Raw genomic sequence first — 14,446 nt, 5'->3', positions numbered from 1 at the left:
TGCACCCATGTCAAAAATAAAGTTTCAAGATTTGATCCTTTGGGAGGATGATAACTTTATAGTAATTAATAAGCCTCCTTTTATCTCCACACTGGAAGATAGAAATGATAAAGTAAATATTTTATCACTCGCTAAGTCATATTGGGCAGATGCTCAGGTGGCACACCGTTTAGATAAAGAAACATCAGGAGCGCTAGCCATAGCTAAAAACCCTGAGGCTTACCGTCATATCTCTATGCAGTTTGAGGATCGTAAGGTCAATAAGGTGTACCATGCAGTAGCAGATGGTATTCATGATTTCGATAATAAGGAAGTAGATAGACCTATAGCTAAGCAGGGTAATGGTACTGTGCGAATTGATTTTAGAACGGGAAAAGATTCTTTTACTTCTTTTAATACTATACAAGCGTATAAGAAACATACACTGCTAGAGTGTAAACCTCTTACTGGGCGCATGCACCAAATTAGAATACACCTATCTCAATTAGGGGCTCCCATAGTAGGAGATGAGACATATGGAGGTCTGCCTGTGTTTTTGTCAGAGCTTAAGAAGTTTTATAACTTAAAAAAAGAAACGGAAGAGCAGCCTTTGATAAAAAGATTGGCATTGCACGCAAAAAGCCTTAAATTTGCCCTATTAGATGGAGAATCTAAGGAAATAGACGCTCCATACCCCAAAGATTTTGCCGTTCTGGTGAAACAATTAGCGAAGAATGACTAGTAAACATAGGCATATTTTTAAATATTTATATTCCTGTGTTGCTTTTCAAAATATATAAATCTATCTTTGTGTCCCTTTTTGAAGGGAGAAATATCTATTGTCAAAAAAATAAAGCTTTTAAAGCGTGGATACTTTAAGTTATAAGACTGTTTCGGCTAATAAGGCTACCGTACAAAAAGACTGGATCATCGTAGATGCTGAATCCTTAGTTTTGGGTAGATTAGTGAGTGAAGTTGCGAAAATTATAAGAGGTAAAAACAAACCTAGTTTTACTCCTAATGTTGATTGCGGTGATAACGTGATTGTTATCAACGCTGATAAAGTTAGGTTAACAGGTAAGAAATGGACCGACAAGGTGTATGTAACTCATACAGGTTACCCTGGTGGACAGAAGTCTATCACTCCTACAGGTCTAAAAGCAAAATCTTCTAGGCTACTTGTAGAAAGAGCTGTTAGAGGTATGTTACCTAAAAACCGACTAGGAAGAACCTTGTTCAAGAATTTGTATGTTTATGAGGGTGGCGAACATCCACATCAAGCTCAACAACCTAAAGAAATTAAATTTTAATAATGGAAGTAATAAGTTCAATTGGGAGAAGAAAAACTTCAGTAGCAAGAATTTACGTTACTGCAGGAAATGGTGAAATCACCGTTAATAACAAGAGCATAGACGCTTACTTTCCTTCTGAAATTCTAAGAACTATCGTACGTCAGCCTTTAAACACTGTAGAGGTAGTTGACTCATATGATATCAAGGTAAATGTTGATGGTGGTGGACCTGCAGGACAAGCTGAAGCAATCAGATTAGCAGTATCTCGCGCATTAGTAGACATAGACACTGAATTTAAATCTCCTCTTAAAAAAGAAGGTTTCTTAACTAGAGACCCAAGAATGGTGGAGAGAAAGAAATACGGACGTAGAAAAGCGAGAAGAAGATTCCAGTTCAGTAAGCGTTAATTTGCTGATAGCGGAAGCTTCATAAAAGAGAAAATACATAATTTAATGGCTAATAAATTAGAATATAAAGACTTACTAGATGCTGGTGTTCACTTTGGACACTTGACGAGAAAGTGGGATCCTAAAATGGCTCAGTACATCTTCATGGAGAAGAATGGGATTCACATTATTGATTTAAATAAAACCCTTGAGTGCCTCGAAAAAGCATCTTATGCACTTAAGAACATCGTAAGATCAGGTAGAAAAGTTTTATTTGTAGCTACTAAGAAACAAGCACAAGATGTAGTTTCTGCTGAAGCTAAAAGATTAAACATGCCTTTCGTTACTGACCGTTGGTTAGGTGGTATGTTAACTAACTTTGCTACTATCAGAAAATCATTGAAGAAAATGTCTTCAATTGATAAATTGATGAAAGACGAAGCTTATCTTAACCTAGCGAAGAGAGAGCGTCTTATGGTGTCAAGAGAAAAAGAAAAACTTGAAAGAGTTTTAGGTGGTATTTCTGACTTAAATAGATTACCCGCAGCTTTATTTGTAATAGATGTTAAAAGAGAGCACATTGCCGTTAAAGAAGCTCAAAAGTTAAATATCCCTGTTTTTGCTATGGTGGATACTAACTCTGATCCTTCTGGAGTAGATTTCCCTGTTCCAGCTAACGATGATGCTTTCAAATCAATATCTCTTATTACTCAGCACATAGGTAAAATTGTTGAAGAAGGGTTGATGGAGAGAAAGAAGGATAAGGAAGAGGCAAGCTTGAAGAAAGAAGAAGAGGCTAAGAAACAAGCTGATAAAGAAGAGAGCTCAGAGAAATAATATTATATATATAAATATATATTCAAAAGAGTAAAAAAGAAATTGAACATCGGATTCGTACTGGTGTTCAATTTTTTATTAGAGACAAATCAAATTTTAAGCATTTAATAAAAACAAGACTATGGCTATTACAGCGAAAGACGTAAATAAGCTTAGACAAATGACAGGTGCCGGAATGATGGACTGTAAGAAGGCACTTACTGAGGCTGAAGGTGATTTTGATAAAGCTATTGACTTATTAAGAAAAAAAGGTCAAAAAGTATCTGCTTCAAGAGCAGACAGAGAAGTTACTGAAGGTTCTGTTTTCGTTAAAACTAACGATGACAACACTAAAGGTATACTTATCGCTCTTAACTGTGAAACTGACTTCGTTGGTAAAAACGAAGAGTTTTTAGGGTTAGGTAATGCCATTTTGGATGTTGCTTTTGAGAAACAACCTGCTAGTATTGATGCTTTAAAAGCTGAAAAACTTGGAGATGTTACTGTAGAAGAGAAAATCACTGAGTTAGTAGGTAAGATTGGTGAAAAAATCGAAATCAGTGAGTTTGTAGTGGTTGACGGAGAGGCCGTAGTACCTTACATTCACGCTGGAAATAAATTAGGGGTATTAGTATCTCTTAAAGGTGTTAATGGAACTGATGTTCAGGATGCAGGTAAAGATGTAGGAATGCAAATTGCTGCAATGAACCCTGTTGCTGTAGACAAAGATGGCGTTGACGCTTCTACTGTAGAAAAAGAACTTGAAATTGGAAAAGAGCAAGCTTTAGCTGAAGGTAAGCCTGAAGCTATCGTTGAGAAAATCGCTCAAGGTAAATTGGAGAGATTCTACAAAGACAATACTTTATTAAATCAGCAATTTGTTAAAGACAGCTCTTTAACTGTGGCTAAATACTTAGATACAGTAACTAAAGGATTGACTGTAACTGAGTTTAAGAGAGTTTCTATCGGATAATTTATTTAAAAAATATTCGTTGGAAGGCCATCATTTTTAAATGATGGCCTTTTTTTATGGCATCCAGATCGGATGCCTTTGTTGTTTATGAGTATTTGCAATCGCTACTGGCCCTTCTCTTTGATAATTATATGGTTGCAATATGCTTTATAGGTCGTCATATTATGATAATTTCAAATTAAAACGTTTGCAATTTATAATACTGTAAATGAGGGTTAAAATGAACCTATCTAGTTTGATTTTACAGAAAATTTATCAAAATTAAGGTTGAAATATCCCTTATATGTCAGAATTTTGAAGTGGATTTGAAAAAATAGGCTTTAATTGAATCCGGTAGAGGGTTTAATAAGTGGATATATTATATTTCTTCGTGGATTTATTCTTTTTCAGAATAATATATTGTGTCAACCTTAATTAACTATGTTTATTATGCAACTGTTCGATTTTGTAGGATTATCATCTGCTTTTCATCTGGCTTCAGCCAGTAGTGGGGTAATTCTAGATGAAGCACTTGCTGTGCAGCAAGAAGCTATCTCACAGGGAGTGTTTACCGCAAATAATGTTTGGATGATGATATCCACAGCATTAGTGTTTATTATGCACCTAGGTTTTGCCGGAGTAGAGGCAGGCTTTGGTCAGGCAAAAAACACTGTAAATATTCTTTTTAAGAATACCCTCACTCCAATAATCGGTTTATTAACCTACTATGTGCTTGGTTTTGGATTGATGTATCCTGGCTTTGGTGATGGTGATGCAGGAATCTTTGGTTTTGCGGGAGTAGGCTTAGCATTACCTGAAATTGGGAATACTATTGATTATGCTTCTGGCGGATATACTTATTGGACCGATTTCTTGTTTCAGGCCATGTTTGCTGCTACTGCTGCTACCATTGTATCGGGTGCGGTTGCTGAGCGTATAAAATTATCTGCTTACTTAATATTTACTTTAATATTTGTTGGTCTTGTATACCCTATCGTTGGTAGCTGGAAATGGGGCTTAGGTTGGTTAGATCAACTCGGTTTCTATGATTTCGCAGGTTCTACTTTAGTTCACTCTGTGGGTGGATGGGGTGCCTTAGCAGGTATTATGATATTGGGACCACGCATTGGTAAATATGTTGATGGTAAAGTAATAGATAAGCCAGGTTCTAGTGTGCCATTGGCAGTAATAGGAGTGTTCTTATTATGGTTAGGCTGGTTTGGTTTTAACGGAGGTTCAGTATTGTCTGCTGATCCAGGAAAAGTATCTTTTGTATTAGTTACTACATCATTGGCGGCTTGTGCTGGTGGATTGGGAGGTATGATCACGGCATTATTCTTCTTTAAAAGATTAGATCTTGGGATGGTACTTAATGGAATCTTAGCTGGTTTAGTGGGTATCACTGCTGGTGCGGATGTTATTTCTACCGGTTATTCTATAGTAGTAGGTTTTATCGCTGGTATTTTAGTGGTGGTCTCTGCTGTAGGTTTAGATAAATTAAAGCTTGATGATGTGGTAGGAGCTGTTTCAGTACACCTAGTATGTGGTGTGTGGGGAACGCTTGCGGTAGGTATTTTTAGTGCCGATCATTCTTTTACATCTCAGTTAATCGGAGTAGCGGCTTGTGGAGCTACTGCATTTATCTCAGCAGCAGTTATTTTCTTAGTGTTGAAATATACTATTGGAATAAGGGTTTCTCCTGAACACGAAAAACAAGGAATGGATAGTCATGAACATGGTATAAGAGGATATACCATTATTTATGATGAATAATATCTAAAAAAAAGAAAAGCCGTTTCCCTGAAAGATCTCTCACCCCCTTTCAGGATAACGGCTCTAGCTAACTCTATTAATTAACCTAATCACAAAGTAAAATGAAAAAGTGTTACTTATTACTATTCATAACTAGTTTTTTCTTGGATCAGTTAAAAGCACAGGATAATATACCTAAAGATTCGTCTTCATTTGTTATCTCAGGATCGGTGGATACGTACTTTAGAACTAATTTGAACGCCAAAAATACTTTTAACGGTGTTAGTCAGGCACCTACTTCTGCTTTTGCTAATCTTTCAGGTTTTTCTTTAGGTATGATTAACCTAATAACTTCTTATGATGGTAATAAAACTGGATTTGTTGCAGATTTAGTATTCGGGCCTAGAGGAAGAGACGCGGTTTTTGCTTCTCCATACTATCATGGCGATGACGGTACTGCTCAAATAATAAACCAATTATATGTGTATTGGAAACCATCTGATAAGGTGACGCTGTCATTTGGTAACTTTAATACCTATTTGGGCTATGAGTTAATATCTCCAACAGGAAATTTCAATTACTCTACTTCGTATATGTTTTCTTTTGGCCCGTTCTCTCATACGGGATTAAAAGCAGATTTTCAGTTGTCAGATGATTTGACAGCTATGGTAGGAGTAATGAACCCGATAGATTTAACAGAATATAACCCTGTAAATACCTATACAGTAGGAGGACAATTGGGATATAAGAATATGTATTTAAACCTGTTATATGGAGACCAAGATGGCACACTTGATGACGATGCTGTTTATGCTCCTGGTGTTGCTTCACAGGGAGCAACTTTTCAGGTTGATTTGACTGCAGGTTGGGACTTGACTGATAATTTATATTTCGGTCTAAATGGAACTTATAACACTACAGGTGTCGGGGAGTTGGTTGTAGATGATGAGATAGAAGATGCAGATGGTGATGGTTCAGGGTTTTATGGAGCTGCAGCTTATGTGCAGCAATCCTTCTCTGATGTAACTGCATTAGGACTTAGGGTAGAGTATTTTAAAATGTATAATTATGCCTTTGTACAGCCCGATTTATCTTCTCCTATACCTTATGATAATGAAGGGGATGGAGATGTTTTAGATATTACTTTAACGGGAAATATATATTTAGGTAACCTAACTATTATGCCAGAGGTTAGAATGGATATAGCTTCTGAAGATTACTATATCGATAATGATTATGAGCTAAATAAATCACTAGCCTCTTTTGTGTTGGCAGCGGTGTATTCTTTCTAGTATGAGTAATAAATTTATTGCTATAGTAGGGTTAATATTTCTTTTAGGGAGTGTTCAAGCTCAAGAGATGAAAGAGATATTGACATTAGAAGAGGTTATTTCTTGCGAAGGAATAAATGAAAATGAATTAACAGACCGCTTAAACGAAGTGGTTTATGAAATATACGATAGCAGTTCAGTAAAGACTATTGCAAACTTGGTGTTTGAACTAAATACAGAATTGCAAATCAATAGCCATACTATTGGTAGGGTAGGTCATCCTTTGGGTAAAGTTGATTTTGTAATGGATTATTGGGCCAAAGATGGAAAATTTAGAAGCGAAGCTCATGAATTTTACTTTACACCAATGAAGCGAAACAGGTATGGGAGATATGAAGAGGAGAAGGGGAAAAGAAAAGCTATTGATTATAAAGATTTTCAGCATAAAGTGAAAGTGTGGAGAGCTATTAAAACCCAGAGTGCAGCATATATGCACGCTGTAAACACTAAGCTGAAAAGTAAGATTACAGAAAATGAAATTGAATGGTAACTATTAATAACAAACAAAACAATGGGAAAGTCTAAGTTAGAGTACGTATGGCTAGATGGTTATAAGCCAACACAAAGTTTAAGAAGTAAAACCAAAATTGTTTCTGACTTCGATGGTAAGTTAGAGAGCTGCCCAATGTGGTCTTTTGATGGAAGTTCTACAGGACAAGCGGAAGGAAATTCTTCAGATTGTCTTCTAAAACCTGTGGCTGTTTTCCCTGATCCGGATCGTAGAAACGGATACTTAGTAATGACAGAAGTGTTAAACCCGGATGGAACTCCTCATGTGAGTAACGGAAGAGCATTAATTGATGATGATGATAATGATTTCTGGTTTGGGTTTGAGCAAGAATATTTCTTGTGGGATCCTGAGGCTAATGCTCCATTTGGTTTCCCTGAAGGAGGATATCCTGCGCCACAAGGCCCTTACTACTGTTCAGTAGGAGCTAAAAATGCTTATGGAAGAGAAATAGTTGAAGAGCATTTAGATTTATGTCTTGAAGCAGGATTAAATGTAGAAGGTATTAACGCAGAGGTAGCAACAGGACAGTGGGAATTCCAAATTTTCGCTAAAGGTGCTGAGCAAGCTGGAGATCAAATCTGGATTGCAAGATATTTATTGGAGCGTACTGCTGAGAAATATGGTTTATCAATCAACTGGCACCCTAAGCCATTGAAAGGAGACTGGAATGGATCAGGTATGCATGCCAACTTCTCTAATAGCATATTAAGAACTGCAGGTTCTAGAGAAGTGTATGAGCAAATTTGTGAGACATTTGGGCCAGTAGTGGCAGAGCATATTGCAGTTTATGGTGCAGATAACGATCAGCGTTTAACTGGAGCTCACGAAACACAATCTATTGATAAATTTAGTTACGGAGTATCTGATAGAGGAGCTTCTATAAGAATTCCTATCGCTACAGTAGAGAATGGATGGAAAGGATGGTTAGAAGACAGAAGACCAGCCTCTAACGGAGATCCATATAAAATTGCCGCAAGAATCATTAAAACAGTGAAAAAAGCAGAGCAATTAGCTACAGCATAATTAGAAGGGGCCTTGAGCCCCTTTTTTATTATTTACCTTTTTTTACAGATAATAGTTATAATCTATTAATAAGTATTTTACCTGCATATGTAATGCGTATACTACATGTTATGCCTTATATTTGTAATCGTATATGAACGTAAAAAACCGTAAATTATTAATTTTAATTATTTCAGGGGTATTAATGCTCACGGGGTGCGCTTCCACGCATAAAAGACATGGAAAGCTAAAGCCAGGTAAGCCTATACCATGCCCACTGAAAGACTGCTAATATGAAGAAAATTGTTCTAGCTATCGATGGTTATTCAGCATGTGGGAAAAGTAGTACTGCAAAAGCAGTGGCATCTGCATTGGGCTATACTTACGTAGATACAGGGGCCATGTATAGAGCAGTTACCCTTTACTTTCATCAAAATCATATTAGTCTTACCAATAAAAAAGAGATCGATAAAGCACTTTCTCAAATAGAAATTACTTTTCATAACGATAAAGACAATGTAACAGAAACCTTTCTCAATGGACTAAATGTGGAGTCAGAGATAAGGAAAATGTACATATCAGAGAAGGTAAGCCCTGTAAGTAGCATTGCAGAGGTGCGCCAGGCCATGGTAGAGCAACAGCGAAAACTAGGAAAAAAGAAAGGTTTAGTGATGGACGGGCGAGACATTGGTACAGTAGTATTTCCTGATGCAGAGTTGAAAATATTTATGCATGCCGACATATATGTGCGTGCTGGTAGGCGCCAGAAAGAATTGTTTGAGAAAGAGAAGATGGTGGAATTGGATGAGATAATTCAGAACTTGCAAACCAGGGATCATATTGATAGCACAAGGGACGAAAGCCCCTTGAGAAAAGCCGAAGATGCAGTGTTAGTAGACACTACATTTTTGACCTTGGAAGAGCAGGTAGAAATGATAGTTCACCTGGCCTTAGGAAAGGCTCTAGGAGAAAACAAAGAAACCGTTTATATGTAAATAAGGTACTTATTTTTATTTTTTTTAAATTGATCTATTAAATTTTAATTGTAGGAAAAATTGTTAATTTTGCCTCGATTTTATTGATAAGATTTGAATCTTAAAGTATAGCATGTCTAAATTCATCAAGCTAAAAAAGGGGTTTGATATCAACCTGGCGGGCAAAGCTGAAAAGAAGATCGCTGAAAGCGGTTTATCTGAAACTTTCGCGTACAAGCCCTCAAGTTTTCACGGTATTTTACGACCTAAGTTGAAAGTACAAGAAGGAGAAACGGTTAAAGCTGGAACTCCAATACTATTCGACAAAACAAATGATAAAGTACTTCACGTTTCCCCTGTTAGTGGAGAGGTAGTGAAAATTGTTAGAGGCGAGAAAAGAAAACTTCTTGAAATCGTTATCCTGGCAGACAAAGAAATAGAATACGAAACTTACAATAAGTATACTATTTCTGATATCAATGGTCTTTCTAAAGAAACTATACTGGAAGCGATGCTTTCAGGTGGTGTATGGCCAAACATTGTACAACGTCCTTTTGGCGTTATTGCTAACCCGGAAGAAACTCCAAAAGCCATTTTTATCTCGGCTTTCGATACTCACCCGCTGGCTCCAGACTTTGATTTTATTTTCAAAGGAAATGAAACCGCATTCCAAGCTGGTATTGATATTTTAAAGAAACTTACACCAGGTTCGGTGCATGTTAATATTAATGCTGACGCTGAGGTTTCTCCTTTATTTACTCAAACAAAAAATGTTGAGGTAAATAAATTCTCAGGACCACACCCGGCTGGTAACGTTGGAGTTCAGATTCATCATTTGGATCCTATCAATAAAGGAGACGTAGTATGGACATTAAACCCATATGGCGTTATTCAAATCGGAAAACTTTTCTTAGAAGGTAAGTATGATGCTTCAAGAATTATCGCTGTTGCAGGTTCTGAAGTGAAAACTCCTCAATATTATAAGACATATACCGGAGCTAATATTAAGAAGTTTGTAGAAGGTAACTTAAAGAATGATCACGTACGTTATGTAGCAGGTAATGCGCTTACTGGTGAGAAAATTTCTGCAGATGGTTACTTGGGTTATTACGATAACTTACTTACTGTACTTCCTGAAGGAGATGACTATGAATTTTTAGGTTGGATATTACCTACTACTAATAAATTGAGTTTCCAAAGAGCATTCGGTTTATTATCATTCCTTAATCCTAAGAAGGAGTACGTAATCGATACTAATGCTAAAGGAGAGCCAAGAGCATTTGTTCAAACAGGAGTGTTTGAAAAAGTGACTCCAATGGATATACTTCCTACTTATTTATTAAAAGCCATATTGGCTGAAGACTTTGATGAAATGGAAGCATTAGGTATCTATGAAATTGTAGAAGAAGATTTAGCTTTATGCGAATTCATAGATGTATCTAAGCATGATATACAAGAAATCATCAGAGAAGGTCTCAACCTGATCCAATATAGTTAATTGAAAAGTTAAGAGCGATAGAATGAAATTTTTACGAAATGCACTGGATAACGTAAAACCTCACTTCGAAAAAGGTGGTAAGTGGGAAAAGTTTTACTATATATTTGAAGCGCATGATACTTTACTATTTGCCCCTAACCATACTACTAAAAGTAAAGGTGTACAAATTAGGGATGCAGTAGATATGAAACGTATGATGATGACTGTTATCATCGCGTTAGTACCATGTTTATTATTTGGAATTTACAATGTTGGTTACCAGCATTTTATTGCCATTGGTCAGCCCGAAGCTAGCTTCGGAGAAATGGTATGGGTAGGATTACTTCAGGTATTACCTATCTTAATTGTTTCTTATGGGGTTGGTCTTGGTGTAGAGTTTACATTTTCAGTAATTCGTCAGCACCCTATAAACGAGGGTTTCCTTGTTACAGGTATGTTGATTCCTTTGGTAATGCCTCCTAGCATTCCATTATGGCAAGTGGCTTTGGCTACTATTTTTGCTGTAATCATTGCAAAAGAAGCTTTCGGAGGTACTGGAATGAACGTATTGAACGTGGCTTTAACGGCACGTGCTTTCTTATACTTTGCTTACCCTAGCCAAATTTCAGGTAACGTATGGACGTACCTTGGCGATGGTACTGCTGTTGATGGTTTTACAGGTGCTACTCCTTTAGCATTAGGCGCTGGTACTGTAGAAAGTGGACAAAACTTTGTTGCTTCTCTTAATGCTTATGGGCAAGGATGGGCAGATGGATTATACGATTTCTCTAATATGTTCTTCGGATTTATGCCGGGTTGTATTGGCGAAACATCAACTTTAATGTGTTTAATAGGTGCAGTTATCCTTATCATTACTGGTGTAGGTAGCTGGAAAATTATAGTAAGTGTATTTGCCGGAGCTTACGGTATGGGCTTATTCTTAAATGCATTAGCAGTAAATGAATATATGGCTATGCCTCCTCAATACCATTTGGTAATAGGTGGATTAGCATTTGGAGCTGTATTTATGGCGAGTGATCCCGTTACAGCAGCACAGACTGAAACAGGAAAGTGGATTTACGGTTTATTAATTGGTATGTTAACCGTTGTTATCAGGGTGTTTAACCCAGCTTATCCTGAGGGTATCATGTTAGCCATTCTTTTAATGAATGTGTTCGCTCCTCTAGTAGATCATTATGTAGTAATTGCAAACAAAAAAAGGAGGTTACAACGTGCGACAGTCTAACGCTTACATATTAATATTTACAGTAGTAATGACCGTTGTGGTTGGTGGACTACTGTCATTGGCTTCTCAAGGTTTAGCACCAGCTCAGAAGAAATCTATTGAATTAGATACTAAAACTCAAATTTTATCTTCTGTAATGGATAGAGCTAAGCTCGATGCTATGAAGCCTCAAGAGATCTTAGATATTTACGATGAGAGAATTACTTCTTTAGTGGTTGATTATAGTGGTAATGAAGTAGCTAAAAACGAAAAAGGAGCTGCTATAAAAGCCGAAGAGGTAGATATCTTGAAAAATTATAAGAAGAAACCAGAAAACAGACTTTATCCTGTTTTTAAATATAAAAAAGAAGCTTCAAATACAGGTGTAGATGCTTATATCTTACCTCTATATGGTGCTGGTCTTTGGGATAAAATCTGGGGATTCGTTGCTATTGAGCAAGATTTAAAAACGGTTGCCGGTGTATCTTTTGATCATAAAGGTGAAACTCCAGGGTTAGGAGCAAGAATTGCTACCCCTGAGATTCAACAAAGATATATTGGAAAAACTATCTATGATGGTGGACAGTTAGTTTCAGTAACTATGCTTAAAGGTGAGGGAAATACTAATGTAAACGATCACCAAGTAGATGGTATGTCTGGAGCTACATTAACAGGTAGAGGAGTTACAGCAATGTTGAAAAACTACTTAACTTACTATCAGGCATATTTCAAAAAAATTAATTCAGGTGAGGTGGCTAGCCTTTAAGGGCTGGTCATAATCATAAACCAGATACTTTTTTAAATTATGAGTACTGAAACTTTAGAACAAAAAGAAGAGGTTGTAAAAAAACCTGAAGAAGCGCTTTTTTCTAAAAGAAGAAAAAGATTAGTAAGTGACCCTCTTAATGAGGACAACCCTATTACCGTACAGGTATTGGGTATATGTTCTGCCTTGGCGGTAACGGTTAAAATGCAACCTACATTAATTATGGCAATAGCCGTAACATTTGTTGTTGCTGCATCTAACCTGCTTATCTCTTTATTGAGAAACTTGATTCCTAATAGGATTCGTATCATTGTTCAGCTTGCCGTAATTGCTACTTTGGTAACATTGGTAAGTGAAGTACTTAAAGCTTATAGCTATGATATGTATAAGGTGTTGGGAGCTTTTGTGGGTCTTATTATTACTAACTGTATAGTAATGGGTAGACTTGAAGCTTTCGCTATGGGTAATAAGCCTTATGATTCTGTGCTAGATGGATTAGGTAGTGGATTTGGTTACGCATGGATCATTTTAGCTGTAGCTTTCTTTAGAGAGTTATTTGGATCAGGTTCTGTTTTTGATTTCAAAGTTTTTGAGGCTATTGGTCTTGATAACTTCCCAACTAACGGTTTGATGGTGGACTCTATTGGAGCCTTCATGGTGTTAGGAATTTTGATCTGGGTGCAGAGATCTAAAACTGGTTACGTAGAACATTAAAAATATTAAAGATGGAATTAGTTAGCATAGGAATAAAGTCCATATTTATCGAGAACATGATCTTTGCATACTTTTTAGGTATGTGTTCATTTCTTGCAGTATCTAAAAAAGTATCTACAGCGGTAGGTCTTGGAGCAGCGGTAATATTCGTATTAACTATTACTGTGCCAGTAAACTGGTTGCTACAAGAGTATGTACTTAAAGAAGGTGCTTTAGCATGGTTAGGAGAAGATTTTAGCGGTGTAAGTTTAGAATTCTTACAGTTTATCATGTTTATTGCCATTATCGCTGGTATAGTACAGTTAGTGGAGATGATTATTGAGAAATTCTCTCCTGCTCTTTACGGTTCTTTAGGTATATTCTTACCTCTTATTGCTGTAAACTGTGCTATTTTAGGTTCTTCTTTATTTATGGTACAAAGAGACTACACTTTGTCAGAAGCTACTGTATTTGGATTTGGTTCTGGTATAGGTTGGATGTTGGCGATCGTTGCATTGTCAGCTATCCGTGAGAAATTAAAGTATTCTAATGTACCTGACGGACTTAAAGGTTTAGGCATCACAATGTTGATTACTGGCCTTATGGGATTAGCCTTCAAATCTTTTATCGGTATCGCGATATAAGAAACAAATAACATTATCACGTAAAAAGGGTTTCTGTATCAGAAACCCTTTTTTTATAACCAATATTTTGTAGTTAATGAGCAGATTTACATTTAATAGGTTTGTATCTTATTTCTTTAGAGGATTACTGTTTGTGGTGCCTCTAAGCCTTACTATTTACATTATATATGAGATTATCGAATGGCTAGATGGGCTTATTCCTGTGAATATACCTGGGCTTGGTCTCGTAATTATTATTGTGAATATTACTTTCTTAGGGTACTTGGCTTCTTTTTTTATAACCAGGCCGTTTTTTGATCAGATGGAGAAGTATCTAGTCAAAATTCCTTTGGTGAATATTATCTATACATCTATTAAAGATCTTATTGGAGCTTTTGTGGGTGATCAAAAGAAGTTCAATATACCTGTTACAGTGGCTTTTAATGAGGAGCAGACTATTCTCAAAGTAGGTTTTATAACCCGTGCAGATTTGGAAGAGATAGATTTGCCTGGTTTTACATCTGTTTATTTACCACATTCTTATAATTTTTCTGGCAATCACTTTTTAGTCGATAAAAAGTATGTAAAGCCATTAAACATGTCTGGTGCAGATGCCATGAAATTTGTAGTTTCGGGTGGTGTGTCAGGAATGGAAGAATAGCCAATA

16 protein-coding genes are annotated in these 14,446 nt (G+C 36.5%); all 16 read left to right on the top strand.

Annotated elements, in window-relative coordinates; genetic code table 11:
* Positions 1 to 7: 7 nt before the first annotated feature.
* Complete coding sequence (locus ACXACQ_RS00555) at positions 8 to 721, top strand: RluA family pseudouridine synthase (protein WP_474973966.1); 714 nt, start codon at positions 8 to 10, stop codon at positions 719 to 721.
* Positions 722 to 845: 124 nt separating this feature from the next.
* Positions 846 to 1,289 carry a 50S ribosomal protein L13 gene (gene rplM / locus ACXACQ_RS00550; protein ID WP_474973965.1) on the top strand — a complete coding sequence of 148 codons (444 nt, stop codon included), beginning with the start codon at positions 846 to 848 and terminating at the stop codon, positions 1,287 to 1,289.
* 2 nt (positions 1,290 to 1,291) lie between these two features.
* Positions 1,292 to 1,678 (top strand): 30S ribosomal protein S9, encoded by a 387-nt coding sequence (gene rpsI, locus ACXACQ_RS00545; protein WP_474973964.1) that lies wholly within the window; start codon positions 1,292 to 1,294, stop codon positions 1,676 to 1,678.
* Positions 1,679 to 1,723: 45 nt separating this feature from the next.
* On the top strand, positions 1,724 to 2,494 hold the full coding sequence (gene rpsB / locus ACXACQ_RS00540; RefSeq protein ID WP_474973963.1) for a 30S ribosomal protein S2: 771 nt from the start codon (positions 1,724 to 1,726) through the stop codon (positions 2,492 to 2,494).
* A 121-nt stretch (positions 2,495 to 2,615) separates the two neighbouring features.
* A complete protein-coding gene (gene tsf, locus ACXACQ_RS00535; RefSeq protein ID WP_474973962.1) occupies positions 2,616 to 3,446 on the top strand; it encodes a translation elongation factor Ts in 831 nt (276 codons plus the stop codon).
* Positions 3,447 to 3,875: 429 nt separating this feature from the next.
* On the top strand, positions 3,876 to 5,198 hold the full coding sequence (locus ACXACQ_RS00530; RefSeq protein WP_474973961.1) for an ammonium transporter: 1,323 nt from the start codon (positions 3,876 to 3,878) through the stop codon (positions 5,196 to 5,198).
* Positions 5,199 to 5,299: 101 nt separating this feature from the next.
* Positions 5,300 to 6,469 carry an outer membrane beta-barrel protein gene (locus ACXACQ_RS00525; protein ID WP_474973960.1) on the top strand — a complete coding sequence of 390 codons (1,170 nt, stop codon included), beginning with the start codon at positions 5,300 to 5,302 and terminating at the stop codon, positions 6,467 to 6,469.
* Between the two features lies 1 nt (position 6,470).
* The gene (locus tag ACXACQ_RS00520; RefSeq protein ID WP_474973959.1) at positions 6,471 to 6,998 is read left to right on the top strand and encodes a hypothetical protein; all 528 of its coding nucleotides are present in this window, start codon (positions 6,471 to 6,473) and stop codon (positions 6,996 to 6,998) included.
* Positions 6,999 to 7,019: 21 nt separating this feature from the next.
* A complete protein-coding gene (locus ACXACQ_RS00515; protein WP_474973958.1) occupies positions 7,020 to 8,042 on the top strand; it encodes a glutamine synthetase beta-grasp domain-containing protein in 1,023 nt (340 codons plus the stop codon).
* Between the two features lie 272 nt (positions 8,043 to 8,314).
* Positions 8,315 to 9,016 (top strand): (d)CMP kinase, encoded by a 702-nt coding sequence (gene cmk, locus ACXACQ_RS00510; RefSeq protein WP_474973957.1) that lies wholly within the window; start codon positions 8,315 to 8,317, stop codon positions 9,014 to 9,016.
* Positions 9,017 to 9,128: 112 nt separating this feature from the next.
* Positions 9,129 to 10,493: a Na(+)-translocating NADH-quinone reductase subunit A gene (locus tag ACXACQ_RS00505; protein ID WP_474973956.1), complete on the top strand. Its 1,365-nt coding sequence runs from the start codon at positions 9,129 to 9,131 to the stop codon at positions 10,491 to 10,493.
* Positions 10,494 to 10,515: 22 nt separating this feature from the next.
* Positions 10,516 to 11,718: an NADH:ubiquinone reductase (Na(+)-transporting) subunit B gene (locus ACXACQ_RS00500; RefSeq protein WP_474973955.1), complete on the top strand. Its 1,203-nt coding sequence runs from the start codon at positions 10,516 to 10,518 to the stop codon at positions 11,716 to 11,718.
* Positions 11,705 to 12,463 carry an NADH:ubiquinone reductase (Na(+)-transporting) subunit C gene (gene nqrC, locus ACXACQ_RS00495; RefSeq protein ID WP_474973954.1) on the top strand — a complete coding sequence of 253 codons (759 nt, stop codon included), beginning with the start codon at positions 11,705 to 11,707 and terminating at the stop codon, positions 12,461 to 12,463. The genes ACXACQ_RS00500 and nqrC overlap by 14 nt, the downstream gene beginning before the upstream one ends.
* A gap of 39 nt (positions 12,464 to 12,502) precedes the next feature.
* A complete protein-coding gene (locus tag ACXACQ_RS00490; protein ID WP_474973953.1) occupies positions 12,503 to 13,177 on the top strand; it encodes an NADH:ubiquinone reductase (Na(+)-transporting) subunit D in 675 nt (224 codons plus the stop codon).
* 11 nt (positions 13,178 to 13,188) lie between these two features.
* The gene (gene nqrE / locus ACXACQ_RS00485; protein ID WP_474973952.1) at positions 13,189 to 13,800 is read left to right on the top strand and encodes an NADH:ubiquinone reductase (Na(+)-transporting) subunit E; all 612 of its coding nucleotides are present in this window, start codon (positions 13,189 to 13,191) and stop codon (positions 13,798 to 13,800) included.
* 76 nt (positions 13,801 to 13,876) lie between these two features.
* Positions 13,877 to 14,440 (top strand): DUF502 domain-containing protein, encoded by a 564-nt coding sequence (locus tag ACXACQ_RS00480; protein WP_474973951.1) that lies wholly within the window; start codon positions 13,877 to 13,879, stop codon positions 14,438 to 14,440.
* The last annotated feature ends 6 nt before the right edge of the window (positions 14,441 to 14,446 follow it).

The sequence above is a fragment of the Fulvivirga sp. AWR4_260 genome (genome assembly GCF_056158185.1).
Note: the sequence above shows the minus strand (reverse complement) of the source record. Positions and strands in the feature narration are given on the sequence as shown.

Excerpts from the sequence above, each read along its gene's own strand:
- ACXACQ_RS00555 (WP_474973966.1), top strand. The coding sequence starts at position 8 with ATGTCAAAAATAAAGTTTCAAGATTTGATCCTTTGGGAGGATGATAAC.
- rpsI (WP_474973964.1), top strand. The coding sequence starts at position 1,292 with ATGGAAGTAATAAGTTCAATTGGGAGAAGAAAAACTTCAGTAGCAAGA.
- rpsB (WP_474973963.1), top strand. The coding sequence starts at position 1,724 with ATGGCTAATAAATTAGAATATAAAGACTTACTAGATGCTGGTGTTCAC.
- tsf (WP_474973962.1), top strand. The coding sequence starts at position 2,616 with ATGGCTATTACAGCGAAAGACGTAAATAAGCTTAGACAAATGACAGGT.
- ACXACQ_RS00530 (WP_474973961.1), top strand. The coding sequence starts at position 3,876 with ATGCAACTGTTCGATTTTGTAGGATTATCATCTGCTTTTCATCTGGCT.
- ACXACQ_RS00525 (WP_474973960.1), top strand. The coding sequence starts at position 5,300 with ATGAAAAAGTGTTACTTATTACTATTCATAACTAGTTTTTTCTTGGAT.
- ACXACQ_RS00520 (WP_474973959.1), top strand. The coding sequence starts at position 6,471 with ATGAGTAATAAATTTATTGCTATAGTAGGGTTAATATTTCTTTTAGGG.
- ACXACQ_RS00515 (WP_474973958.1), top strand. The coding sequence starts at position 7,020 with ATGGGAAAGTCTAAGTTAGAGTACGTATGGCTAGATGGTTATAAGCCA.
- cmk (WP_474973957.1), top strand. The coding sequence starts at position 8,315 with ATGAAGAAAATTGTTCTAGCTATCGATGGTTATTCAGCATGTGGGAAA.
- ACXACQ_RS00505 (WP_474973956.1), top strand. The coding sequence starts at position 9,129 with ATGTCTAAATTCATCAAGCTAAAAAAGGGGTTTGATATCAACCTGGCG.
- ACXACQ_RS00500 (WP_474973955.1), top strand. The coding sequence starts at position 10,516 with ATGAAATTTTTACGAAATGCACTGGATAACGTAAAACCTCACTTCGAA.
- ACXACQ_RS00490 (WP_474973953.1), top strand. The coding sequence starts at position 12,503 with ATGAGTACTGAAACTTTAGAACAAAAAGAAGAGGTTGTAAAAAAACCT.
- nqrE (WP_474973952.1), top strand. The coding sequence starts at position 13,189 with ATGGAATTAGTTAGCATAGGAATAAAGTCCATATTTATCGAGAACATG.
- ACXACQ_RS00480 (WP_474973951.1), top strand. The coding sequence starts at position 13,877 with ATGAGCAGATTTACATTTAATAGGTTTGTATCTTATTTCTTTAGAGGA.